The organism is Terrabacter sp. C0L_2, assembly GCF_036352015.1.
GTDB lineage: Bacteria > Actinomycetota > Actinomycetes > Actinomycetales > Dermatophilaceae > Terrabacter > Terrabacter tumescens.
In genome coordinates, this window is sequence record NZ_CP143557.1 from 1,791,459 (window position 1) to 1,816,066 (window position 24,608).

The window sequence follows — 24,608 nt, forward strand, 5'->3', positions numbered from 1 at the left end:
TGGGACCGGCCGTCCCGGGTCCTTGGGCCCTGTCGAGGGCCGCGTGGGCGGGTCACGCTGGAGCGATGAACGAGATACGCACCGTCGAGATGACCCAGCAGCCCACCGCGGTCCTGCGGGACACGGTGGCGATGGACGAGCTGCCCGCGTTCTTCGCCCGCGCCTTCACCGCCGCCGCCGCGGCCGTCGCGAAGCAGGGTGGGGCTCTTGCGGGCCCGCCCTTCGGGCTCTACCGCAGCATGCCGAGCACGACTGTCGACGTCGAGGCCGGCTTCCCCGTCACGGCCCCGCTCGAGCCCGACGGCGAGGTGGTGCCCAGCACCCTGCCCGGCGGCCCCGCCGTCGAGGCCGTCCACGTCGGGCCCTACGACACCATGGGCGAGACCTACGGTCAGGTCGAGCAGTGGATGGTCGGCCAGCGGCTGGTCCCCGGAGCCCTCGTCTGGGAGAGCTACCTCAGCGACCCCGAGCGCGAGCCCGACCCCACGACCTGGCGCACCGTCATCCACTGGTCCGTCGCCTGAGCCGGAAGAGCTCGAGGGTCTCGAGGGCACGGTCCCGGCCGGCCGCTCGAGGGCACCGACGCGCCGCACCGCGCGCCACGGCATACGCCCTCTCCCACGGATGCTGGGAGACCCCACGCGGCCCGGGCTGTTACGGTCGGTCCGCGTCCACGTCGGGGCAGCGACGAATCCGCTGCACGTGAGATGCGGGAAGTCGAAGGTGCACCATGGCCGCAGGCAAGGGCCGCAAGCTCGTCATCGTGGAGTCGCCCGCCAAGGCGAAGACCATCGCCGGCTACCTCGGAGGGGACTTCGAGGTCGAGGCGTCCGTCGGTCACATCCGTGACCTGCCCAACCCGTCCGAGCTGCCGGCCGACATGAAGAAGGGCCCGTTCGGCAAGTTCGCCGTCGACGTCGACAACGGCTTCGAGCCGTACTACGTCGTCGACCCGGACAAGAAGAAGAAGGTCGCCGAGCTCAAGCGCCTCCTCAAGGACGCCAGCGAGCTCTACCTCGCCACCGATGAGGACCGCGAGGGCGAGGCCATCGCGTGGCACCTGCTCGAGGCGCTCAAGCCGCGGGTTCCCGTCAAGCGCATGGTGTTCCACGAGATCACCCGCGAGGCGATCCAGCGCGCCGTCAACGACACCCGCGAGATCGACACCGCGATGGTCGACGCCCAGGAGACCCGCCGAATCCTCGACCGTCTCTACGGCTACGAGGTCAGCCCGGTCCTGTGGCGCAAGGTCCGCCAAGGCCTCTCGGCCGGCCGCGTGCAGTCCGTCGCGACCCGCATGGTCGTCGAGCGCGAGCGCGAGCGCATGGCGTTCGTCCGCTCCTCCTACTGGGACGTCGAGGGCGACTTCACCCCCGACAGCGCGAGCCAGCAGTTCACCGCGCGCCTGTCGTCCGTCGACGGCGTCCGCGTCGCCACCGGCCGCGACTTCGCCGACGACGGCCGCCTGACCGGCAAGGGCGTCGTCCACCTCGACGAGGCGCTCGCGACCCGGATCGCTGCCGCGTGCCTCCCGCTGACGGCGCGCGTCACGGACGTCCAGGAGAAGCCGTACACCCGCCGCCCGTCGGCGCCGTTCACGACCTCGACCCTCCAGCAGGAGGCCTCGCGCAAGCTGCGCATGTCGTCCAAGAACGCGATGCGCGTCGCGCAGCGGCTCTACGAGAACGGCTACATCACCTACATGCGTACCGACAGCACGACGCTGTCGGACGCCGCGACGACCGCAGCGCGCAGCCAGGCCCGCGACATGTACGGCGCCGAGTACGTGCCGGACAGCCCGCGCCGCTACGAGAAGAAGGTCAAGAACGCGCAGGAGGCCCACGAGGCCATCCGCCCCGCCGGTGACCGCTTCCGCTCCCCGGCCCAGGTCGCCGGCTCGCTGCGTGGCGAGGAGTTCGCGCTCTACGAGCTGATCTGGAAGCGCACCGTCGCCTCGCAGATGGCCGACGCCCGCGGCTCTACCGCCACGGTCAAGCTCGCCGTCGACACGGTGATCGAGGGCGCGCAGTCCGTCGAGTTCAGCGCCAGCGGCACCGTCATCACCTTCAAGGGCTTCCTCGCTGCGTACGAGGAGGGCCGCGACGACGAGGCCACCGCCAAGGCCGACGCCGCCGCCGAGGAGCGCCGCTTGCCCAAGCTCTCGGCGGGCGTCCCGCTCCAGGTCGTGCGCGCCGAGGCCGACGGCCACGAGACGAGCCCACCCGCCCGCTTCACCGAGGCCACGCTCGTCAAGGCGATGGAGGAGCGCGGCATCGGCCGCCCGTCCACGTATGCCGCGACGATCGGCACGATCCAGGACCGCGGCTACGTCTTCACCAAGGGCCAGGCCCTCGTGCCGACGTGGCTCGCCTTCGCCGTGACGCGCCTGCTCGAGGAGCACTTCGGCAACCTCGTCGACTACGAGTTCACCGCCTCGATGGAGGAGGACCTCGATCGCATCGCCAACGGCGACGAGGGGCGCGTCGAGTGGCTGAAGCGCTTCTACTTCGGCGAGGAGGCGACCTCGGCCGCCGGCCTGCGCAGCCTCGTCGAGGACCTCGGTGAGATCGACGCCAAGGAGATCAGCACCATCCCGATCGGCGACGGCATCGTCGTGCGCGTCGGTCGCTACGGTCCCTACGTCGAGGAGGTCGTGCCCGCCGGTGTCGACCTCGCGACGGGCGAGGTCGCCGACGGCGCCGAGGTCCCGGCCAACCCGCGGCGCGCGACGATCACCGACGACATCGCCCCGGACGAGATGACCCCCGAGATGGCGCGCGAGCTGCTCGAGGTCGCCGCCGACGACGGCAAGGTGCTCGGCAAGGACCCCGAGACCGGCCGCGACATCGTCGCTCGCGCCGGCCGCTACGGGCCCTACGTCACAGAGGTCATCGAGGACGACGAGCCTTCTGCCGCAGACAAGCCCAAGGCCAAGAAGGCGGCCAAGGTCAAGCCGCGCACCGCGTCGCTCTTCAAGGACATGGAGCTCGCGACACTCACCATCGACGACGCGCTCAAGCTGCTCTCGCTGCCGCGGGTCGTGGGCGCGGACGCCGAGGGTGTCGAGATCACGGCGCAGAACGGCCGCTACGGCCCGTACCTCAAGAAGGGCACGGACTCGCGCTCGCTGACGACCGAGCAGCAGCTCTTCGACATCACGCTCGAGGAGGCGCTCGCGATCTACGCGCAGCCCAAGCAGCGCGGTCGTGCCGCCGCGGCGCCGCCGCTCAAGGAGCTCGGCGCCGACCCGGTCAGCGGCAAGCCCGTCGTCGTCAAGGACGGCCGGTTCGGTCCCTACGTCACCGACGGCGAGACCAACGCGACGCTGCGCAAGGACGACGACCCGGCCGAGATCACGCCGGAGCGCGGCTTCGAGCTGCTCGCCGAGAAGCGCGCCAAGGGCCCGACGACCCGCAAGCGCGCCGTGAAGAAGACGGCCAAGAAGACCGCGAAGAAGGCGACCACGCGCACGACGAAGAAGGCCGCCGCCAAGAAGGCCTGACCCGCCGGCCGGCCGGGACGCCGGCGACGCCAGTGACGGGGCGGCCACTCGACTCTCGAGTGGCCGCCCCGTCCCACGTCCATGGCCACCCTTCCCGTCGGGTGGCCCCGTCGTCACACCTCCCACAGAGTGGTCCATTGCGTATGCCGGGTGCTGGCCCTCCCGGGGCCGGCGCCGTCGCGCTAGCGTCGGGTCGTGATCGAGATCCGAGGCTTCGAGCCCGCCCACCGGGGCCGGTGGGAAGAGCTCTTCCGCGCCTACATCGGCTTCTACGAGCGCGAGCTCAGCCAGACGGCATACGACAGGGCGTGGCGTGAGATCACCTCTGGCGCAAGGCTGCACGGACTCGGCGCCTGGCTGGACGGCGAGCTCGTGGGGATCACCCACTTCCTCGTGCACCCGAGCTCGAGCGAGCCCGACCTCTGCTACCTGGAGGACCTCTTCACCGACCCGGCCGTGCGCGGTCGGGGCGTGGCGACCGCGCTCATCGACGCCGTGCGCGACTGGGCCCGCGAGCAGGGCTGCGGCAGCGTCTACTGGCAGACCCACGAGTCCAACGCCGTGGCGCGCCGGCTCTACGACGAGGTGGCGACGTTCGAGGGCTACGTCGTCTACACGCTGCCCGTCGCGGAGGCGTCCGGCGGTGCGGGGGTGGCCTCCGCCGATGGTGGGAACGTCGGCGCGCGGTGAGAGGCTGAGCACATGTCAACCGTTGTCTTCGTCCACGCCCACCCCGACGACGAGGCCTCGCAGTCGGCCGGATCGATGGCGCGTGCCGTCAGCGAGGGTCACCGCGTCGTCCTCGTCGTCGCCACCAACGGCGACCACGGCGACGCCCCCGACGACCTCGCCGAGGGCGAGACCGTCGTCGAGCGGCGCCGGGCCGAGGCCGCCGCGTCCAACGCCGTGATCGGGACCCACCGAGTCGAGTTCCTCGGCTACGCCGACTCCGGCATGACCGGGTGGGCGCAGAACGACCACGAGGAGAGCTTCGTCCGCGCCGACACCGAGGAGGCCGCCGAGCGCCTGGCCGCGGTCCTGCGCGACGAGGACGCCGACGTCGTCGTCGGCTACGACTGGCACGGCGGCTACGGCCACCCCGACCACGTCAAGGTGCACGCCGTGACCAAGCGTGCGGCCGAGCTCGCCGGCACGCCGCGCTACCTCGAGGGCTCGATGAACCGCGACGCGATGATCCGCTCGCACGAGGCGGCGATGGCGGCCGGGCTCGACGTGGGGGAGTGGGACCCCAGCGCGCCGATGGACGACGGCAACCCGCTCGGCAGCCTCGAGAGCGAGCTGCACTGGGCCTGCGACGTCAGCGAGTTCCTCGAGGTCAAGCGCTCGGCCCTCAAGGCGCACGCGAGCCAGTCCGACGCCCAGGGCATGCTCCAGATGCCGGTGGAGATGTTCGCCGTCGGCTTCGCGCGCGAGCACTACATCGAGCCCGGCCGTCCCGACGGGATGGTGGAGGGCTGGTTCCTCGACGACCGAACCGTCCAGTAACCTACTCTCGGTAACCAACCGTGGCGACAGCGCCGTTTCCTCCGGAGGGACCCCCGATGACCGAGATAGACTTCACGACCGCCACCGCCGAGCAGATCGCCGCCGTCGAGCCGGGCGAGTTCATCCGCATCGTCAAGGAGATGTCCGACAAGGACGTCAAGCAGGTGATGGAGAGCGCCAACCGCGAGCCGATCATCGACGCGATCTTCCGGCGCATGCCCGAGCTCTTCCGCGCCGACCGGGCCGGCTCCACGACGGCCACGACGCACTGGAGCATCACCGGCCGGCCCGACGGCGGAGCCGACGAGTGGACCGTGCGCTTCGCCGACGGCACGTGCACCACGGTCCCCGGCCACGACGGCGACTCCACCCTCACCCTGGCCATGACGCCGGTCGACTTCACCAAGGTCATCACCAAGAGCGGCAACCCGGTCATGATGTTCATGACCGGCAAGATCAAGGCGAAGGGCGACCTCGGCCTCGCCGCCAACATCGCCAACTTCTTCGACATCCCCAAGGCCTGAGGGGTCCTGTCGTGGTGGAGTTCTCGCTCGCGCTCGACGACGACCAGACCGAGCTGCGCGACTGGGTGCACGGCTTCGCCGCCGACGTCGTGCGCCCGGCGGCCGCCGAGTGGGACGCCCGCGAGGAGACGCCGTGGCCGGTCATCCAGGAGGCGGCGAGGAACGGTCTCTACGGCTTCGAGTTCCTCGCGCAGTGCTGGTCCGACCCCACCGGCATCTCGATCAACCTCGCCAACGAGGAGCTCTTCTGGGGTGACGCCGGCATCGGGATGTCGATCTTCGGCACGACCCTCGCCGTGGCGGCCATCTACGGCTCCGGCACGCCCGACCAGATGGTCGAGTGGCTGCCGCAGTGCTACGGCGACGCCGACGACCCCAAGCTCGCGGCGTTCGCCACCACCGAGCCGCAGGCCGGCTCCGACGTCGGGGCCATGCGCACCCGTGCCCGCTACGACGAGGCGACCGACGAGTGGGTGATCAACGGCCAGAAGGCCTACATCACCAACGGCGGCATCGCGAACGTGCACGTCGTCACTGCCGTCGTCGACCCGGAGCTCGGCTCGCGCGGGCAGGCGGCGTTCGTCGTCCCGCCCGGGACCAGGGGGATCGAGGGTGCGAAGAAGCTGCGCAAGCTCGGGCTGCGCGCCTCGCACACCGCCGACGTCTTCCTCGACGACGTGCGCGTGCCGGGGTCGTGCCTGCTCGGCGGCAAGGACAAGCTCGACGAGCGCCTCGCCCGGGCCCGTGAGGGAGGTGCGTCGAGCAGCCAGGCAGCCATGCGGACGTTCGAGATCTCGCGCCCCACGGTCGGGGCGCAGGCGCTGGGGATCGCGCGGGCGGCATACGAGTACGCCCTCGACTACGCCAAGGACCGCGTGGCCTTCGGTCGGCCGATCATCGAGAACCAGGCGATCGCCTTCGCCCTCGCCGACATGAGGACCGAGATCGACGCGGCCCGGCTGCTCGTCTGGCGCGCGTCGTGGATGGGCCGCACCAACCAGCCGTTCACGGCGGCCGAGGGCTCGATGAGCAAGCTCAAGGCCGGCGAGGTCGCGGTGGCGGTCACCGACAAGGCGGTGCAGATCCTCGGCGGCGCCGGCTACGTCACCGACCACCCAGTCGAGCGGTGGTCGCGCGACGCGAAGATCTACACGATCTTCGAGGGCACGAGCGAGATCCAGCGGATCGTCATCGCCCGCGCCATCAGCGGAGTCCGCATCCACTGACAATCCACCTCTGACCCACCCAGTTCTGACCCACCCAGCTCTGACCGTCGAGAGGCCAGAGTTCGTGGGTCCCCAGACGTCGAGAGGCCAGTTCTCCTCACGAGAACTGGCCTCTCGACTCGGCGACACCCGCAGACACTGGCCTCTCGACGGTGCAGTGGTCTGCAGTGGTCTGCGGTGGCGGGTGTCGGGAGCTGCGCTAGACGACGATGTCGAGGAGCAGGACGAGGACGAGGCCGGTCACCGACAGGATCGTCTCCATCACCGACCAGGACTTGATGGTCTGGCCGACCTTGAGGCCGAAGTACTCCTTGACGAGCCAGAAGCCGGCGTCGTTGACGTGCGAGAAGAACACCGAGCCCGCCCCGATTGCGAGGACCATGAGCGAGACCTGGGTCGTCGGCATGCCGGCCGCGAGCGGCGCGAGGATGCCGGAGGCCGTGACCGTCGCGACCGTGGCCGAGCCGGTCGCGAGGCGGATGAGCACCGCGACGAGCCACGCGAGCAGCAGCACGGACAGGCCGCTCCCGGCGATCCAGTCGGCGACGAGCTGGCCGATGCCGGTGTCGACGAGGGTCTGCTTGAAGCCGCCACCGGCCGCGACGATGAGGATGATGCCGGCGATCGGGCCGAGCGAGGCCTCGAGCGAGGAGCCGACCTCCTTGATGCCCATGCCGGCGCCGCGGCCGAGCGTGAACATCGCGAGGATGACGGCGATGAGCAGCGCGATGAGCGGCGTGCCGAGGAAGTCGAGGACGGTGCGGGCCGGCGTGCCCTTGTCGGCGAGGATGTCGGCCAGGGCCTTGCCCATCATGAGCACGACGGGCGTCAGGACGGTCAGCATCGTCACGGCGAAGGACGGGCGGGGGCCGGTCTCGGACTCGCGCGCCTCGAACAGCTCCGGCGCGGGGACGTCGACCCAGCGGGCCGCCAGGCGGGCGAACCACGGGCCGGCGACGGCGATCGTCGGGATGGCGACGATGATGCCGAGGCCGAGCGTGACGCCGAGGTCGGCCTTGAGGGCGTCGATCGCGACGAGCGGGCCGGGGTGCGGCGGCACGAGGCCGTGCATGGCCGACAGGCCGGCGAGCGCCGGGATGCCGACGCGCACGAGCGAGAGCCCGGAGCGTCGGGCCACGAGGAAGATCACCGGCATCAGCAGGACGAGGCCGATCTCGAAGAACATCGGCAGGCCGATGATCGCGCCCACGCCGGCCATCGCCCACGGGAGGGTCCGGGGCCCGCTGCGGCCGATGATCGTGTCGACGATCTCGTCCGCGCCGCCCGAGTCGGCGAGCAGCTTGCCGAACATCGCGCCGAGGGCGATGAGGATGCCGACGCCCGCAGCGGTGCTGCCGAAGCCCTTGGTGAAGCTGTCGAGCACGTCGGCCATGGGCACGCCGGCGACCGCGCCGACGGTGAGCGAGCCCAGCGTCAGGGACAGGAAGGGGTGCAGCTTGAACCGCACGATGAGCAGCACGAGCACGGCGATGCCGAGCAGCGCCGCGGGCACGAGTCGTCCGGCCGGGATGTCCGGCAGGGTGTCTGCCGTCAGCGCCGAGCCGGGCAGCAGGGAGAGCAGGTCGGTGGTCATGAGCTGGTCGCTTCCGGGTCGCGGGGGTGCAGGAGGATGACGGACTGGCCGACGAGGTCGTCGACGGGCTGGTCGACGTCGAGCACGGCTCCGTGCTCAGCCGGCTCGAGGGGCTCGAGCGTCGCGAACTGCGACTCGACCAGGGCTGCCGGCATGAAGTGGCCGGGACGCCCGGCCACGCGGGCGGCGATGACGTCCGGGTCGCCGTGCAGGTGCACGAAGAAGACCTGGGGGGCCGCTGCCGCGAGGACGTCGCGGTAGGCGCGCTTGAGCGCCGAGCAGCTGGCGACGCCGCCGCTCGTCGCGTGCTCACCCAGCCAGCTGGCGATCGTCGCGAGCCACGGGCCGCGGTCGTCGTCGGTCAGCGGGATGCCGGCCGACATCTTGGCGATGTTGGCCTCGGGGTGGAAGTCGTCGGCGTCCGCGAAGGGGACGCGCAGCCGCTGCGCGAGGGCCGCGCCGACGGTGGTCTTGCCCGAGCCGGACACCCCCATGACGACGACCAGGGGTGGTGGGTGGTGGTGCTGCATGTTCTCCGTGACTCCTTCGTCCGGCTCGAACGACGTCTTCGTCGAGTCGCTCGACCTAGAGTGAGGCAAGAAGGGCGTCTTATCAAGTCCTCAGGCCGAATAAAACGGTTTTAATGACGGTCGGCGTGGAGCATGGCTGCCGTGTGTCAGGCTGGGGCCGTGCCCGCCGACCGCCGCCCCGCGCTCCACGCGAGCGTCCTCGACGCCCTCGGACGGCAGGTCGTCTCCGGCGAGCTGGCACCCGGCACGGTGATCCGCATCGACCAGCTCGACGAGCGATACGGGGTGTCGCGGTCGGTCGTGCGCGAGGCGGTCCGCGTGCTCGACTCGATGGGCTTGGTCGAGGCGCGCAAGCGCGTGGGTGTCCGCGTCCTGCCGAGCACCTCGTGGAACGTCTTCGACCCACGAGTCATCCGCTGGCGCCTCGACGGCCCGGGCCGGGAGGAGCAGCTGCTCTCGCTCGGTGACGTGCGTCGGGGCGTCGAGCCCGTCGCGGCCGAGCTCGCGGCCGCCCGGGCCACCCCCGAGCAGTGCGGGGTCCTCGTCGGGGCCGTCATGCAGATGGCGGTCCACGCCAAGTCCGGTGACCTCGAGGCCTACCTCGAGGCCGACCAGCTCTTCCACTCGACGCTGCTCGCTGCCTCGGGCAACGAGATGCTCGCGGCCCTCTCCGACGTCGTCAGCGAGGTGCTGGCAGGCCGCACCCACCACGACCTCATGCCGACGACGCCCAACCCCGTCGCCGTGCGCCTGCACGGCGACGTCGCCGAGGCGGTCCAGTCCGGGGACGGGGCGGCGGCAGCGGCGGCGATGCAGGCCATCATCGCCGAGGCCAGCGACGCCCTGCGGGAGTCGGACTCCTAGACCCCACAAGGTGGTTCGCAGGACCTGTCGTCATCTCTGGCGGCCGTGCTCCTCGACTAGGCCGTATGCCGTGTGCCCGGCTGGTGCTCGGCGGTGCTCAGCCGAGCGGGGGCGCCATCCCGGCCGCCTCGAACGCGGCGGCAGCGTCCTGGGGGACCGTGAGGGCCTGTGCCAGTGCCGGGTCCGTCGAGGTCCGCACGAGCGGGATGCCCTCGGCGGGCATGGGCGCGCCCGCGGTGACCGGGGCGCCGAGTGCGCCGACGAGGGGCAGCGCGTTGGCGAGCCTGCCCTCGAAGGCGAGCGTGAAGTAGAGGTCGCTCGACCACAGCCGCCCGATCCGCTGGGCCGTCTCGGGTGAGACCTCGAGCCACACGCCGAAGGTGAGCGCGTAGCCGCCCGTCAACGGCAGGCGCAGCAGCGAGCGGACGAAGCAGCCGTGGTCGACCGACTCGAGGAAGTCGGCGCGCTCCGGGTCGTGGTTGCTCAGGCCGACACCGGCGGTGTGCTCGGCGTCGGGCAGGGCTGCGATCACGTCCGGGAGGCGGAAGCGGACGTGCCGGTCGAACTCGTCCAGGTCGCCACCGCAGCACGAGCAGGCGGTGCCGTGCTCTCCGGCGAGGTGCTCCAGCACGAGGTCGTTGACCTCCCAGAACTGCTCGAGCCGAGGGTGCCCGAGAGCCTCCGGCCTCTCCAGCCGTCGCCCGAGGTCGACGGCCGGTGCCTCCGTCGCGCCGGCCGTCACGAGCGTGCAGGCGGGATCCTCCTGCCCGTGGACGTGGCCGTAGCGGGCCGCGAACGTCTCGTCGGGCCGGAAGTCGGCTCCCGGCATACGGCCGAAGGTCACCTCGACGATGACCTCGGGCGCCTCGTGGTCGTACTCGAACGCGCGGAACCGTGCCTGCAGACCGTCGCCCAGCCCGTCGACCGACCCGGCGTGGGCGACACGGCGGCCGCCGCAGTCGGGGCACTGCTGCTCGTCGTCGCGGAGGGCGAAGTCCAGGCCGAGGGTCATGGTCGAAGTGTCACACGACGGCGCACGCGAAAGTGCCCACCCGACCGGGACGGTCGGGTGGGCACCTCGTGCGTGCGGTGGGTCCGCTGCGGGTCAGGTCAGGCGAGCGCGTCGATGATCTCGTTGAAGGTCTTCGACGGACGCATCACCGACGCGACCTTGTCGGCGTCGGGGCGGTAGTAGCCGCCGATGTCGACCGGGTGGCCCTGGGCGTCGACGAGCTCCTGGGAGATCGTGGCGATGTTGTCCGAGAGCGCCTGCGCCACCGGCGCGAACGTCTCGGCCAGGGCGGCGTCGTCGGTCTGCTTGGCCAGCTCCTGCGCCCAGTAGAGCGCGAGCCAGACGTGGCTGCCGCGGTTGTCGATCTGGCCGACCTTGCGGGCCGGGCCCTTGTTCTCGTCGAGCAGCGTGCCGGTCGCCCGGTCCAGCGTCTGGCCGAGCACGCGCGCCCGCGCGTTGTCGGTGACGTCGGCCAGGTGCTCGAAGCTGACTGCGAGAGCGAGGAACTCGCCGAGGCTGTCCCAGCGGAGGTAGTTCTCCTTGACGAGCTGCTGCACGTGCTTGGGAGCCGACCCGCCGGCGCCCGTCTCGAAGAGGCCTCCACCGTTGATGAGCGGGACGACCGACAGCATCTTGGCCGACGTGCCGAGCTCGAGGATCGGGAAGAGGTCGGTGAGGTAGTCGCGCAGCACGTTGCCGGTGACCGAGATCGTGTCCTCGCCCTTGCGGATGCGCCCGAGGGAGTAGGCGATCGCATCGGTCGGCTTCATGATCTCGATCGTGAGCCCGTCGGTGTCGTGCTCCGTGAGGTACTCGTTGACCTTGGTGATGAGGTTGGCGTCGTGGGCGCGGTCGGCGTCGAGCCAGAAGACGGCCGGCGTGCCCGTGGCGCGGGCGCGGATGACGGCGAGCTTGACCCAGTCGCGGATCGGGACGTCCTTGGTCTGGCAGGCGCGCCAGATGTCACCGGCGGACACGGCGTGCTCGAGGAGCGTCGTGCCGGAGCCGTCGACGACGCGCACGGTGCCGTCGGCGGGGATCTCGAACGTCTTGTCGTGGCTGCCGTACTCCTCCGCCGCCTGGGCCATGAGGCCGACGTTGGCGACCGAGCCCATCGTGGCGGGGTCGTAGGCGCCGTTGGCGCGGCAGTCGTCGATGACGACCTGGTAGATCCCTGCGTAGGAGCTGTCGGGCAGCACCGCGAGGGTGTCCTGCTCGGCGCCGTCGCGGTTCCACATGTGGCCCGACGTGCGGATCATCGCCGGCATCGACGCGTCGACGATGACGTCGCTCGGGACGTGCAGGTTGGTGATGCCCTTGTCGGAGTCGACCATCGCGATGGCCGGCCCGTCCTCGAAGCCCTTGGCGACCGCGGCCTCGACCTCGGCCCGCTCGTCGGCGGGCAGGCCCTCGACGGCCTTGAGCACGGCGCCGAGCCCGTCGTTGGGGGACGCGCCGACGGAGGCCAGCGACCCGGCATACGTCTCGAAGACGTCGGGGAAGAAGGCGCGCACGACGTGGCCGAAGATGATCGGGTCGGAGACCTTCATCATCGTTGCCTTGAGGTGCACCGAGAAGAGGACGCCCTCGTCCTTGGCGCGCTTCACCTGCTCGGAGAGGAAGTCGCGCAGCGCGGCGACGTTCATCGACGTCGCGTCGACGACCTCGCCGGCGAGGACGGGGATGGACTCCTTGAGCACCGTGGTGGAGCCGTCGGCGCCGACGAGCTCGACGCGCAGCGTGTCGTCGGCCTCGATGACGACGGACTTCTCGTTGTGGCAGAAGTCGTCGGCGCCCATCGTCGCGACGTTGGTCCTGGACTCGGCGGTCCAGGCGCCCATGGAGTGCGGGTGCTTGCGCGCGTAGCTCTTGACCGACGCAGGCGCGCGGCGGTCCGAGTTGCCTTCGCGCAGAACGGGGTTGACGGCAGATCCCTTGATCTTGTCGTAGGCCGCCCGCGCCGCCTTCTCCTCGTCGGTGCTCGGGTTGTCGGGGTAGTCGGGCAGCGCGTAGCCGGCAGCCTGGAGCTCCGCGATCGCGGCCTTGAGCTGCGGGATCGACGCCGACACGTTGGGCAGCTTGATGATGTTGGCCTCGGGCGTCTTGGCGAGGGCGCCGAGCTCGGCCAGGGCGTCGCCGATGCGCTGCTCCGGCTTCAGGGCGTCCGGGAAGGCCGCGATGATGCGACCCGAGAGCGAGATGTCACGCGTCTCGACGTCGACGCCGGCCTGCTTGGCGAAGGCCGAGACGATGGGCAGCAGCGAGGCCGTGGCCAGGGCGGGTGCCTCGTCTGTGTGCGTGTAGATGATGGTCGAGTCCAACGCGGTGCTCCGTTCGGGTTGCTGGTGGTGCCGTCGTCCGATGGTGTCGGTGCGACGCCGGTGGATCCCGGATAAATCTTGATATCAAGATATCCGATGGGGTGGCGCGGTGGGGCCGCCGTCCCATCCTGTCGGGAGGGCGGCCCTGAGGCATCCCCGTTGCCGTTCCTCCCACCTTTGTGCGGATGGCGACCTTTGACGGCTCTTGGCACCGTTGCTCCCAGCAGATTCGGGGATCCACGTCCATCGGTTCCGCAGCGACTTACCCTGATCGCGTCGAGGGTTACCTCCGAAGAGGGTCGGCGGTCCCTCGTGGCTTACAACCACGTTGAGCCTGGTAGGGCGGCCATGTCGCATGGCCGAGGGAGCTGGAGGGCACCAAGATGTTTGAGCAGAGCGATGGCCTGCTCGGGGGGACCGGGGAGATCGACACCATCCGTGCGCTGTGCCACGACCTGAGGGAGCCGCTGGCGGCGATCATGCTGCTGTCGACGTCCGCCAAGGGGGACGTGGGCGGCAAGCTCGAGGCGATCAGCCGACAAGCGCAGTGGCTTGCGGAGCTCGTGGCCTCGAGCCTGGACCAAGCCGCCGAGGACGATCTCCAGTGGGTCGAGGTGGGGGCAGCCGCGAGGGCCGCAGCGGAACGGGCGCGGTGCAGCACGGCGGCGAGCATCACGGTTCGAGCCGTGAGCGACGGCTGGGCCTGGGCTCGACCCGTGGCCCTCGGTCGTGCCCTGGGGTGCCTCCTCGACAATGCGGTCCGGGCCGGTGGCCCGGACGGCCATGTCGTTGTGACGGTGGCGGAGGTCGACGACGTCGTGCACGTCAGCGTCCGCGACGACGGTCCGGGTCTGGGAAGAGTCGCGCACCGGACGTCGCTCGGCCTCACGACGGTCCGGGCCATGGTCGCGGCGTGCAGGGGCGCCTTCTCCCTCAGCGCGGCCGACGGCGGCGGCGCCGTGGCGGAGATAGCCCTGCCGGCGGGCACCGTGCACCTTGCCGTCTCGTGAGCGGAGCGAGCCATGAGACTGGTCGTGTGTGATGACCATGCGCTGATCCTCGATGCCCTTGGCGTCGCGTTGTCCGAGGAGGGACACGACGTCGTCAAGACCCGTTCTCCGCAGGAGGCGATCGACGCGGTGCGCGAGCACCAGCCCCAGGTGTGCCTCCTGGACGCCCACTACCCGGAAGGGTCCGGCATCGAGGCGATCGCCGAGATCCGCGCCGCCTCGCCGGAGACCAAGGTCGTCCTCTTTTCCGGGGACGCGTCGCTGCAGGTGGTCACAGGAGCCATCGCGGCGGGCGCAGCCGGCTTCGTGCGCAAGGACCGTCCGCTCCGGGAGCTGCTCGAGGCCATCGCCACGGCGGCGAGGGGACAGCTCGCGATCGACCCGTCGCTCCTCCAGGACTCCCTGAGGGCACGGGACCACGGCGACGACCAGCTGTGGATGCTGAACTTCCTGACGGACCGGGAGTGGCAGGTGCTCCGCTGCATCGTGGACGGCCTGAGCACCGTCCAGATCGCCAAGATGCTCCAGGTGCGCCCGAGCACCGCGCGCACGCACGTGCAGAACGTCCTGGCCAAGCTCGGCGTCCACTCGCGGCTGCAGGCCTCTGCCCTGGTTGCGGCTCATGCCCGTCACGTGCCGTGGCCGGCGCACGTCAGGGCGTCATCCTTTTGACGTACGACGAGGTCCCGCGCGCGGAGGGTTCGCCCTCGCCGACGGACCGGCACGCTGCCATTCATGGACGGTGCCACCCGAGTCGCGATGGTCGACAGCAACCAGGGCCTGCTTGATGCCCTGAGCCGCTGCCTCGGCGAGACCACCGACCTGGTGGTGACAGGAACGTGCAGGTCGCTGGACCTCGCCGTCAGCGAGGGTCTGCTCGACGCGTCCGACGTGCTGATGCTGGGGTTCGGCGCCCAGACGCTCCTCCAGGTCCTGAGCGACACCTCGCGCGAGCACCCCGACCTCGGCATCGTCCTCGTCGCGGACGCCGAGGAGGAGCCGAGGATCCTCGACGCCATCGCTTCCGGCGCAATGGGCTGGGTCACGCTCAACGACGGTCTCGACGAGCTGCTGGCCGCTCTGCGGGAGGTGAGCCGGGGTGAGCCCTACTTCCCGACCGAGGCCCTGCGCGCGCTGCTGGTGTCCCGTCTCGACGACCGAGGTCGGGCGACGACGCTCTCGACGCGCCGGCTGACCCAGCGCGAGTCGGACGTGCTGGCCTGCCTCGCCACCGGCATGACCCGCCAGGAGGTGGGCCTCGCGCTGGAGCTGTCCGACAACACCGTGCGCACCTACGTGCGGCGCATCCTGCGCAAGCTGCACGTCCGATCGGCCGCGGCGGCCATCGCCGTCAGCCAGGAGATGGAGACCACCCATGGTTGAGCTGGCCCGCCCGCTCCCTGCGGCGCGCGTCCGGAAGGCCCCCGAGGGCCACGGAACGCCGGTGCCGTTCACGCGCACGTACATCTCTCCCGAGGCCGGCCGCGCGGTGCTCGACGTCCTGGCCACGGGCTGGATCACCTCCGGCCAGCAGGTGGTCGACTTCGAGGACGAGTTCGCCCGCTACGTGAGCGCCGACGAGGCCGTGGCGGTCAGCTCGTGCACCGCCGCGCTCGAGCTGTCCCTGCGTGCCCTCCAGCTGCCGCCACGGTCGAAGGTGCTGATGTCGACCATGACGTTCTGCGGCGCAGCCGCAGCCATCGCCCACGCGGGGCACCTGGCCGTGCTGGCCGACGTCGACGACGTGACGGGTATGCCGTCCCCGGCCACCGCGGCGGCCGCAGCCCGGGAGTGTGGCGGGGTGGATGCCCTCGTCGTCATCCACCTCGCTGGTCTCCCCACCGACGTGGCCGCCATCGCCGAGGCCGCGGGGGTCCCGCTCCACCACGTCGTCGAGGACGCGGCGCACGCGCTCGGCACCTGGGTCGGCCAGACGCCCGTGGGGAGCATCTCGCGCGCCACGTGCTTCAGCTTCTACGCGACCAAGAACCTGCCCATCGGGGAGGGCGGCATGGTCACGACGGACGACCCGGACCTCGCGGCACGCATCCGACAGATGCGCCTGCACGGGATGTCGAAGGACGCGTGGCGCCGCTACCTGCCGGGCGGCGGCTGGCGCTACGACGTGGCCGTCGACGGCATCAAGGCCAACATGACCGACGTCCAGGCGGCGATGGGTCGTGCGCAGCTGCGCTGCTTCGACCAGATGCAGACCCGTCGTCGCGCGGTCGCCGCCCGCTACGACGCGGCTCTGGCCTGGGTGCCCGGGCTCCGGCTGCCCCCACGCCCGGTCGACGGCACCCACGCGTGGCACCTGTATGCCGTCCGCGTCCTGCCCGACTACCGCGTCGGACGCGACGAGCTGATCGACCGCCTGCGCGAGCGCGGCATCGGGACCTCGGTGCACTTCATCCCGGTGCACCAGCTCAGCTGGTACCGGGGTCAGTGCCTGCAACCAGCAGCCGGCCTCCCGGGCGCCGACGGGGTGTTCGAACGCACCCTGTCCCTGCCCATGGACGCCATCATCTCGGACGCAGAGGTGGACGCGGTGTGTGCCGCGCTCGCCGAGGAGGGAAGGGCCTCGTGACCACAGCACTCCAGTACCAGTGGACCCCCGCCGAGCTCGGCTTCATCCCGACGATGCAGAAGGGGCTTCGCACCCTCATCGTCGGAGCAGGCGAGGCCGGGCGGGCGCTGGCGCGCGACCTGCAGAAGGTGCCCGACTTCGGCCTCGCGCCGATCGGGTTCCTCGACGACGACACCGACAAGCGAGTCGTTCGCCGGCTGCCCGTCCTCGGTGCGCTCGCCGACCTGCTCGCCGTGGCCACGGTGCAGCGCGTCGACGTCGTGCTCCTGGCAATCCCGGGACTGCCGGCCGCGCAGGTGCGGCTCCTCGCCATGACGGCGGCGCGCGTCGGGGCGAGCGTGCGCCACCTTCCGTCGTTCGTCTCCCTGCTGCAGCGTGACGCCGCCGGCACCGACCTGCGGTCCCTCGAGGTGGGCCAGCTCATCGGGCGCCCGGAGATGCATGTCGTCTCGCCCGAGGCTGCACGCACCATCGCCGGCGCGCGCGTGCTGGTGACCGGGGCCGGTGGGTCCATCGGCAGCGAGCTGTGCCGCCAGGTCAGTGGCTTCGAGCCCGAGCGACTCGTCATGCTCGACCACGACGAGTCCAACCTGCACCGGTTGCAGCTCGAGCTCACGGGCGAGGGACTGCTCGACTCGGACGACATCGTGGTGGCCGACATCCGGGACGCCGACCGCGTCACCCAGGTCATCGAGGACCTGCGCCCCGACGTGATCTTCCACGCGGCAGCGCTCAAGCACCTGCCGATGCTCGAACGTCACCCGTGCGAGGGCGTGAAGTCGAACGTCATCGGCACCCTCAACCTCGTGCGCGCCGCAGTGTCCGCCGGCGTCGGTCGCTTCATCCTCATCTCGACTGACAAGGCCGCCGACCCCACCTCGGTCCTGGGAGCGACGAAGCAGCTCGCCGAGCTCGTCATCAAGCAGGCCGCCCCGCTCGGAGCCGGGACCGTCGTGGCCGCCGTCCGCTTCGGCAACGTGCTGGGCAGCCGCGGGTCCCTGCTGTCCGTCCTCGCGGAGCAGATGCGCAACGACGAACCGATCACCGTCACCCACCCGGACGTCACGCGCTTCTTCATGACGATCGAGGAGGCGGTGGGACTCGTCCTGGAGGCCGCGCACCTGGCGCGAGGGGGAGAGACGTTCGTCCTCGACATGGGCAAGCCGGTGCGGATCATGGACCTCGTCGACAACTATGCCCGCCAGATCGGCTTCGAGGGGCCGAACGTGCGGTTCACCGGGCTGCGTCCGGGCGAGAAGCTCCATGAGGCGCTCTTCGCCTCGCACGAGCAGCAGGTCGACACGTCGCACCCGCGGATCTTCAGCACCGCGGCCGGGCAGATGCACCCGGAGTTCGACACCCAGCTCGAGGGCCTCTTCCGGGCGGCCTCGCGCAACGCGGTGGACGAGGTGAAGAACCGTCTCGCCGAGATCCTCGGCAACTACGACCGGCCCCTGCAGAGCGCGCCGTCCAGCTTCGGTGCGCTCTACCCCGACGACTTCTGAACCCCTCGAAGGCACCCGGCGCCTGACTCGTGCTGTCCCGCGTCGGCCCGTCGGGACACCGCGACACCGCGAGACCGCCACACACCAGACCGCCAGATCGAATCACGACGAGAGGAACGACCGTGGACCTGACCGTCATCAGCGCCGAGGGCGCCGGCCTGCCCGGGCCGGGTGCCCCGGCGACGCCGACCGCCCGGGTCTTCGACGGCCCCGGCATGGCGGCCGACGAGGCCGTGCTCCGGCGGCTGGAGCTGGGCGCCGTCGGGCTGGATCTCGCAGCGCCGCCGGTCGTGCTGCCCGACTTCCACCACAAGCGCGCCATGGAGATGCCCTCGAGCATTGCGGTCGCGACCCGGGGAACGATCCGGCCCACCTTCACCAGCTCGTCGGTGAACTGCGGCATGGCGCTCATCGCCCTCGACTGCGACCGACCGCACGAGCGCGCGATCGGGGAGTTCTACCGTGCCGTCAGGGAGCGCTATCCCTACCCGACGCGTGGCGGTCGAGAGCTGACGCGGGACGAGGTGACCGCCTCGGCCGTCGACGGCGCGAGGTTCGCCGCAGAGCGCTGGGGCGTCGAGTCGGACGAGCTCGAACGCATCGAGGAGGGCGGCCGCGTCGACCTCGAGACCTGGGGTGGCGGCGCGCGGCTGCACCGCGAGATCCCCGCGCTCACGTGGCAGCTGGCCCGGCTGCGCTTCGGCACCATCGGCCCGTCCAACCACTTCGTCGAGCTGCAGGAGGTCGAGGAGATCCTGGATCCCGAGGCCGCGGCGCTGCTCGGTGTGCGCGAGGGCCAGGTGACGCTGCAGTACCACGCGGGCGGCGGCGTCCTCACCGGGGAGATCGGGCACCTCTTCCAGCGGCGGCGCGACACGGCACGCGTCATGCAGGCCGCGATGGCGGTGCAGAAGCCGCTCTTCCACCTCGCGACGTCCCGTTCGGTGGCGCAGCTGCGCGAGCGCATGCGCCTCTACTTCGCCAGCGGCTGCGCCCCGGTCGAGCTCGACACCGACGAGGGGCAGCGGCTCATGCTCGCCAACGCCGCCGCGATGAACTACGGGTACGCGTTCCGGCTCGCCACCTACGGCGCGCTGCGCAGCATCGCGCAACGGGTCTTCGGCGGCGAGCCCGGCCGTCTCGTCGTCGACTCGCCCCACAACTCGATCTACGAGGAGGAGGTGGAGGGTCGCCGGGCGGTCGTCCACCGGCACAACTCCTGCCGGGCCTACCCGGCCGACCGGATGCCCGAGGGCACCGTCTTCGCCCAAACGGGCCAAGCGGTCCTCCTCCCGGGGACCCACCGGACATCGTCCTACCTGGCGGTCGCCGGTGACCGCAGCGCCGACAGCCTGCACTCGGCGTGCCACGGGGCCGGCACCGTCATCGACCAGTTCGAGCAGGACGGTCGCTCCGTGCTCGACCCGTCGGGCCGACACACGCTGCGGTTCCGCTACTCCGACAAGGAGCCGACCCGCGCCCACCACCTGGACGACAACGGCGTCAACGCCGCGATGAGCGTCCTGTCCGACCACCGCATCGTGCGGCCGGTCGCGCGGATGCGTCCGTTCGCCGTCCTGCACTGAGACCAGACCGCTGGAGGTCGCCATGAACCGTCGTGGCCTGATCGGCACGGTGAGCGCGGTGGCGCTCGCCCTGGGCACCACCGTGGTCTCGGCGGCGCCCGCGTTCGCCGTGACCACCTACTGGGTCGACAGCACGTCGACGGCCTGCACCAACAGCGGCGCCGGGTCCGAGGCAGCGCCCTTCTGCAGCATCGGTGCGGCAGCCACCCGGGCCACCTCTGCCGGGGACGTCGTCGACGTGCGACCGGGAACGTACGCAGAGCAGGTGACCGTGGCGGCCTCGGGTGCGGCCGGCGCCCCGATCCGCTTCGTCGCGACCGCGCCCGGTGTGGTCGTCCTCGGGACGCGAGACGTCTCCGCCGGTCCGTGGACCGACGCGACCGGCGGTTCGTGGAGCACGCCGTACGCACCCCCGAGTGCGCCCCGCCAGGTCTTCGTCGACGGCACGCGCCTCGCCGCGGCCGCCTCGCGGACCGCCATGACGAGCGGCTCGTTCTTCTACGACGGCACCTCCAAGCTGCTCTACGCCAACCTCGGCGGACCGTCTCCCGTCGGCAGGACGGTGCTCGCGGGCGCGCAGTCCTATGGCTTCAACGCCGTCGGCCGGTCGAACGTGGAGATCTCCGGCTTCGTCACCAGGGGACAGAACTTCGCAGGGGTCCGCATCAGCGGCGGCAGCGCCGTCTCCGTGGACCACGTCTCCAGTGCCGACAGCGGGAGCAACGGCGTGCTCGTCGAGTCGGGCAGCTCCGGCGTCGTCGTCACCGCCGCCACGGTCACCCGGAGCGCCTCGATCGGCATCAAGCTGTCGGCCACGACCGGGTCACGGGTGGCAGGCAGCTCCGTCACCGGTTCGGGACTCCACGGGATCTCGCTCCAGGGCGCCTCCGGCAACACGGTCGAGGACAACGAGTCCTCGGGCAACGTGGTGACCTCCGGGACCAGCACCGCCGCCGGCATCGACGTCAACTCCACCTCCACCGACACGGTGCTGCGCCGCAACGTCGTCCACGACAACCAGGACTCCGGCATCCAGGTGTACAACGGCTCGGCGCGCGCGCTCGTCGTGCGCAACCTCAGCTACGCCAACGGGGACCACGGCTTCGACACCCAGGCGGCGCTCGACGCCCGCTACGTCTCCAACACCGCCTACGGCAACCGCAGGGACGGCTTCTCGGTGGCCGGATCGAGCACCGGCGCCGCCCTGCGCGACAACATCGCCGTCGACAACGGCATCGCGACAGGGGAGAACGACCTCTACGTCGAGCAGAGCTCCATGACCGGCTTCTCGGCGGACCGCGACGTGTTCTGGAACAGCACGTGGGCGCCGGCCGTGCGCGTCGGCCTGACCCGCTACCGCACGATGGCCGACTTCCGACAGGCCACCGGCCAGGAGTCCGCCGGGCTGGGGCAGGACCCCCAGTTCGTCGACGCGGCCGCCGGCGACCTCAGGCTCTCCGCCCAGTCGGTCGCCATCGACTCGGCAGACGCCTCCGCCGCGGGTTTCGAGCCGGTCGACCGCGCGGGGCACGGTCCCGTCGACGACCCGACGGTCGTCGACCGCGGGTTCGGCACGCCGGCATACGCCGACCGCGGCGCCCTGGAGCGCATGCCCCAGGACGGCGACCGGGCCACGAACCCTCCGCACGCCCGCCTCGTGCTGTCCACGACGACCGGTCAGGTGCCTCCCGCCGTGCGGGTCACGGCCGACGCGACGGGTTCGAGCGACGTCGACCTCGCGGGCATCACGGCATACACCTTCGACTTCGGCGACGGGACCGTCGTCGGGCCACAGAGCTCGGGGACGGCCTCGCACGACTACGCCACGAGCGGCACGCACATGCTGAGCGTCACGGTCACCGACAGCGGGGGTTTGAGCTCCACGGACTCCGCCTCGGTCTCGCTCACCGATCGGGCGTTCGTGACCTACCACGTCGACGCCGCCTCGCCCGGCTGCTCGGACGGCGGCAACGGCACGACGACGCCCTTCTGCTCGATCAGCCGCGCTGCTGCCGTGGCGCAGGCCGGTGACACCGTCCTCGTCGAGGCGGCGGACTACCGGGAGCAGGTCACCCCCACGGGCACGGGGACGAGCGCCGCACCACTCACCTTCCGTGCCAACGGGCAGGTGCGCGTCATCGGCACGACGAGCCTGTCCGACCCGAGCCGCTGGACCGCCACGTCGACGTCTGCCTGGCGCACCCCCCTCACCTCGTCCGCCCCGGTGACCCAGGTGTTCCGCGACGGCAGCCGCCTGCCGGCAGCCGGCAGCGCGACGACCACCACGGCGGGCACCTGGTTCTACGACTCTGCCGCGGCAACGCTGTACGTCGACCTGGGCGGAGCCAACCCGGGCAACGCGGTGGTCGAGGCATCCACCCGCACGTACGGGTTCAAGCTGTGGAGCACCGCCTCGGTGGTCGTCGACGGCTTCTCGTTGGTCGGTCAGAACGGGGTCGGCGTCAGCGTCCAGGACTCGACCGGCATGGTGGTCTCCGCCGTGGACGTCTCGAGCGCCTCGAGCTACGGCGTCTCCTCCGACCGGTCCTCAGGCACTCGCGTCTCGGGCTCGACGAGCCGCTCCAACGGCTCGATCGGCATCCGCGTCTCCGGCGGCTCGACGGCCGTGGTCGACGGCAACTCGGTCTCGGGCAACGGCTACCACGGCATCAGCATCCAGAGCAGTACCGACGCCCGGGTGGCTCGCAACGTCGCCCACGACAACGTCCAGCCCACGCAGCGCCTCGCGGCAGGCATCGACGTCAGCCTCGGCTCCACCGGGGCCGTCGTCGAGGACAACACCTCCTACGCCAACCAGGACTCCGGCATCGAGATCTACACCGACTCCAACAACGCGACGGTCCGCCGCAACATCGTCCACGACAACGGCGACCACGGTCTGGACTGCGTGCGCTCGTCGGGAGACCGGGTCATCGGCAACACCGCCGTGCGCAACGCGACCGCAGGCATCAACCTCGAGGGTGGCTGCTCCGGGTCCGTCGTGGCCGACAACATCAGCGTCGACAACGCCGTCGGCAGCCCGCGGACCATCGGGGACGTCCGGCTCGACGAGGCCTCCAGCCCGGGGTCGGTCGTGGACCGCAACCTCGTTCACATGACTGCGGGCGGGCCTCTCTACGAATGGAACTCGGTCTCCTATGCCACCGTCGCATCGTTCCGTGCCGGGAGCGGCCAGGGCGCGAGCGACCTCTCGGGCGACCCCCGCTTCGTCGACGCGGCCGCCTCGGACCTGAGGTTGCAGGTGAGCTCGCCCGCCGTGGACTCGGCTGATCTGAGCGTGCCGAGAACCTCGGCGAACGACCACGACGGCATCGCCCCGGTGGACGTCGTCGCCGTGGCGGACACGGGTGCGGGGACGCCCGCCTACGGCGACCGCGGAGCCCTCGAGTACGCGGGCGCGGACGCCTCCGCCGCCGGGCCCGTCGCGCGCCTGTCGGCCACGCCCGCGTCCGGCACCGCACCGCTGACCGTGACCCTGTCGGCAGCAGCGACGGCGGCCGGCGCCAACCCCGTCACCGCCTACACCTTCCGTTGCGGCAACGGCTCCACGATCGGGCCGCAGGCGGGCGCGACGGCGTCGTGCACCTACTCGGCGGCCGGGACCTTCACCGCCTCGGTCGACGTCACCGACGCAGGCGGCTTCAGCTCGTCGGCGACCACCACGGTGACCACGACGGCCAACCAGCCGCCGGTGGCGAAGCTGGCCACGTCGGCGCCCGGGGGGACGGCGCCCGTCACCATCACACTCGACGCGTCCGGCTCGTCGGATCCCGAGGGCCAGCCCCTGAACTACACGTTCAGCTGCGGCAACGGCGGTGCCCCGGTGGGGCCGCAGACTGCACAGACGGTCAGCTGCACGTACTCGACGGCCGGCACCGCCACCGCGTCGGTGACCGTGACCGACCCGGCGGGTGCCGCGGCGACGGCGACCGCAACCGTGACGGTGACGGCCCCCGTCAACCTGGAGCCCAGGGCGAGCCTCACGATGACCTCGGGCCCGGGCCCGGTGGCCCCCACGACGGCCACGTTCGACGCGTCCGGGTCGTCCGATCCCGAAGGAGGTCCCCTGACGTACACCTTCTCCTGCGGCAACGGCACCACCGTCGGCCCGCAGGCGTCCCCGAGCGCCACGTGCAGCTATGCCGCGGGCGGCACGTTCAACGCCAAGGTGACCGTCACCGACGATGTCGGGCAACAGGCGGCGAGCGCGAACGTCAAGCTCGTCATCGGCTCCAACAAGCCGCCCGTCGCAAGTCTCACGGTGACGCTCTCGTCCAGGACGGCACCCTCCACCGCGACCCTGGACGCCACGGGGTCCAGCGATCCCGAGGGCGGCACCCTCGGCTACACCTACACCTGCGGCAACGGGGTCGTCGTCGGGCCGACGTCCTCCGCAAAGACCACCTGCACCTACGCGACCGCCGGCCGCTACACCATCACCCTCAAGGTCACGGACCCCGTCGGCCTCACCAGCTCCACCTCGACCAGCATCCGGCTCTAGCCAGCCCACTGGCCCCCGCGGCAGCGCGCAGCCGCGGGACAGGCCGGGACGACCCCTCTCCCACGCCCCCCGGGAACGGTCGTCCCGGCCGCTGGCGCGCTCGGCACGCGTCCTCCGGGTCGTCGCTCGGGTCCGACAGGGACGGGCGACTCCCGCGCCGAGGACGCTCACCAACCACGCGGCGTGCGGGAGCGCCGCAGGAGTCAGTCGTTTGACGTAGGCGGGGGTCGGCCGCGCAGGTGATCTGCCGAGCGCGCGTGCGACCTACCGTCGCAGGAGAGGAACGAGCTCGAGTCGGGCCTGCGGGCCCGGGAGGGGT

18 protein-coding genes are annotated in these 24,608 nt (G+C 71.3%); 14 read left to right on the forward strand and 4 right to left on the reverse strand.

Going from position 1 to position 24,608, the window contains the following annotated elements; translation table 11 throughout:
- Positions 1 to 65 precede the first annotated feature (65 nt).
- The 6 genes from U5C87_RS08355 to U5C87_RS08380 all read left to right on the forward strand — a co-directional run bounded on the left by U5C87_RS08355 (position 66) and on the right by U5C87_RS08380 (position 6,758).
- Positions 66 to 524, forward strand: a complete 459-nt coding sequence (locus tag U5C87_RS08355; RefSeq protein ID WP_330476135.1) for a GyrI-like domain-containing protein — start codon at positions 66 to 68, stop codon at positions 522 to 524.
- 206 nt (positions 525 to 730) lie between these two features.
- Entirely contained in the window at positions 731 to 3,502 is a 2,772-nt protein-coding gene (topA, locus tag U5C87_RS08360; protein ID WP_330476136.1) for a type I DNA topoisomerase, read from the forward strand.
- Between the two features lie 195 nt (positions 3,503 to 3,697).
- Positions 3,698 to 4,192 (forward strand): GNAT family N-acetyltransferase, encoded by a 495-nt coding sequence (locus U5C87_RS08365; protein WP_330476137.1) that lies wholly within the window; start codon positions 3,698 to 3,700, stop codon positions 4,190 to 4,192.
- Between the two features lie 12 nt (positions 4,193 to 4,204).
- On the forward strand, positions 4,205 to 5,008 hold the full coding sequence (locus U5C87_RS08370) for a PIG-L deacetylase family protein (protein WP_330476138.1): 804 nt from the start codon (positions 4,205 to 4,207) through the stop codon (positions 5,006 to 5,008).
- A gap of 56 nt (positions 5,009 to 5,064) precedes the next feature.
- A complete protein-coding gene (locus tag U5C87_RS08375) occupies positions 5,065 to 5,532 on the forward strand; it encodes an SCP2 sterol-binding domain-containing protein (RefSeq protein ID WP_330476139.1) in 468 nt (155 codons plus the stop codon).
- Between the two features lie 11 nt (positions 5,533 to 5,543).
- On the forward strand, positions 5,544 to 6,758 hold the full coding sequence (locus U5C87_RS08380) for an acyl-CoA dehydrogenase family protein (RefSeq protein ID WP_330476140.1): 1,215 nt from the start codon (positions 5,544 to 5,546) through the stop codon (positions 6,756 to 6,758).
- 199 nt (positions 6,759 to 6,957) lie between these two features.
- On the opposite strand, the gene U5C87_RS08385 is transcribed toward U5C87_RS08380, so the two are convergent.
- On the reverse strand, positions 6,958 to 8,352 hold the full coding sequence (locus tag U5C87_RS08385) for a GntP family permease (RefSeq protein ID WP_330476141.1): 1,395 nt from the start codon (positions 8,350 to 8,352) through the stop codon (positions 6,958 to 6,960).
- The gene (locus tag U5C87_RS08390) at positions 8,349 to 8,882 is read right to left on the reverse strand and encodes a gluconokinase (protein WP_330476142.1); all 534 of its coding nucleotides are present in this window, start codon (positions 8,880 to 8,882) and stop codon (positions 8,349 to 8,351) included. The genes U5C87_RS08385 and U5C87_RS08390 overlap by 4 nt, the downstream gene beginning before the upstream one ends.
- Before the next feature lie 159 nt (positions 8,883 to 9,041).
- Here U5C87_RS08390 and U5C87_RS08395 point away from each other — a divergent pair, with 159 nt between their 5' ends.
- Positions 9,042 to 9,746 carry a FadR/GntR family transcriptional regulator gene (locus U5C87_RS08395; RefSeq protein ID WP_330476143.1) on the forward strand — a complete coding sequence of 235 codons (705 nt, stop codon included), beginning with the start codon at positions 9,042 to 9,044 and terminating at the stop codon, positions 9,744 to 9,746.
- A gap of 97 nt (positions 9,747 to 9,843) precedes the next feature.
- On the opposite strand, the gene U5C87_RS08400 is transcribed toward U5C87_RS08395, so the two are convergent.
- Positions 9,844 to 10,758 carry a DUF2199 domain-containing protein gene (locus U5C87_RS08400; RefSeq protein ID WP_330476144.1) on the reverse strand — a complete coding sequence of 305 codons (915 nt, stop codon included), beginning with the start codon at positions 10,756 to 10,758 and terminating at the stop codon, positions 9,844 to 9,846.
- A gap of 98 nt (positions 10,759 to 10,856) precedes the next feature.
- Positions 10,857 to 13,079: an NADP-dependent isocitrate dehydrogenase gene (locus tag U5C87_RS08405; RefSeq protein WP_330476145.1), complete on the reverse strand. Its 2,223-nt coding sequence runs from the start codon at positions 13,077 to 13,079 to the stop codon at positions 10,857 to 10,859.
- A 383-nt stretch (positions 13,080 to 13,462) separates the two neighbouring features.
- On the opposite strand from U5C87_RS08405, the gene U5C87_RS08410 reads away from it, so the two are divergent.
- The 7 genes from U5C87_RS08410 (at position 13,463) to U5C87_RS08440 (ending at position 24,289) form a co-directional block, all read left to right on the forward strand.
- Positions 13,463 to 14,089 (forward strand): sensor histidine kinase, encoded by a 627-nt coding sequence (locus U5C87_RS08410; RefSeq protein WP_330476146.1) that lies wholly within the window; start codon positions 13,463 to 13,465, stop codon positions 14,087 to 14,089.
- A gap of 24 nt (positions 14,090 to 14,113) precedes the next feature.
- A complete protein-coding gene (locus U5C87_RS08415) occupies positions 14,114 to 14,761 on the forward strand; it encodes a response regulator transcription factor (RefSeq protein WP_330476147.1) in 648 nt (215 codons plus the stop codon).
- 63 nt (positions 14,762 to 14,824) lie between these two features.
- Positions 14,825 to 15,472 carry a response regulator transcription factor gene (locus tag U5C87_RS08420; RefSeq protein WP_330476148.1) on the forward strand — a complete coding sequence of 216 codons (648 nt, stop codon included), beginning with the start codon at positions 14,825 to 14,827 and terminating at the stop codon, positions 15,470 to 15,472.
- Positions 15,465 to 16,676 carry a DegT/DnrJ/EryC1/StrS family aminotransferase gene (locus tag U5C87_RS08425; protein ID WP_330476149.1) on the forward strand — a complete coding sequence of 404 codons (1,212 nt, stop codon included), beginning with the start codon at positions 15,465 to 15,467 and terminating at the stop codon, positions 16,674 to 16,676. Before U5C87_RS08420 ends, U5C87_RS08425 begins: the two co-directional genes overlap by 8 nt.
- Positions 16,673 to 18,181, forward strand: coding sequence for a polysaccharide biosynthesis protein (locus U5C87_RS08430; protein WP_330476150.1), 1,509 nt, complete (start codon positions 16,673 to 16,675; stop codon positions 18,179 to 18,181). The genes U5C87_RS08425 and U5C87_RS08430 overlap by 4 nt, the downstream gene beginning before the upstream one ends.
- Positions 18,182 to 18,303: 122 nt before the next feature.
- The gene (locus U5C87_RS08435; RefSeq protein WP_330476151.1) at positions 18,304 to 19,767 is read left to right on the forward strand and encodes an RtcB family protein; all 1,464 of its coding nucleotides are present in this window, start codon (positions 18,304 to 18,306) and stop codon (positions 19,765 to 19,767) included.
- Positions 19,768 to 19,789: 22 nt separating this feature from the next.
- Complete coding sequence (locus tag U5C87_RS08440; protein ID WP_330476152.1) at positions 19,790 to 24,289, forward strand: PKD domain-containing protein; 4,500 nt, start codon at positions 19,790 to 19,792, stop codon at positions 24,287 to 24,289.
- Positions 24,290 to 24,608: the final 319 nt, after the last annotated feature.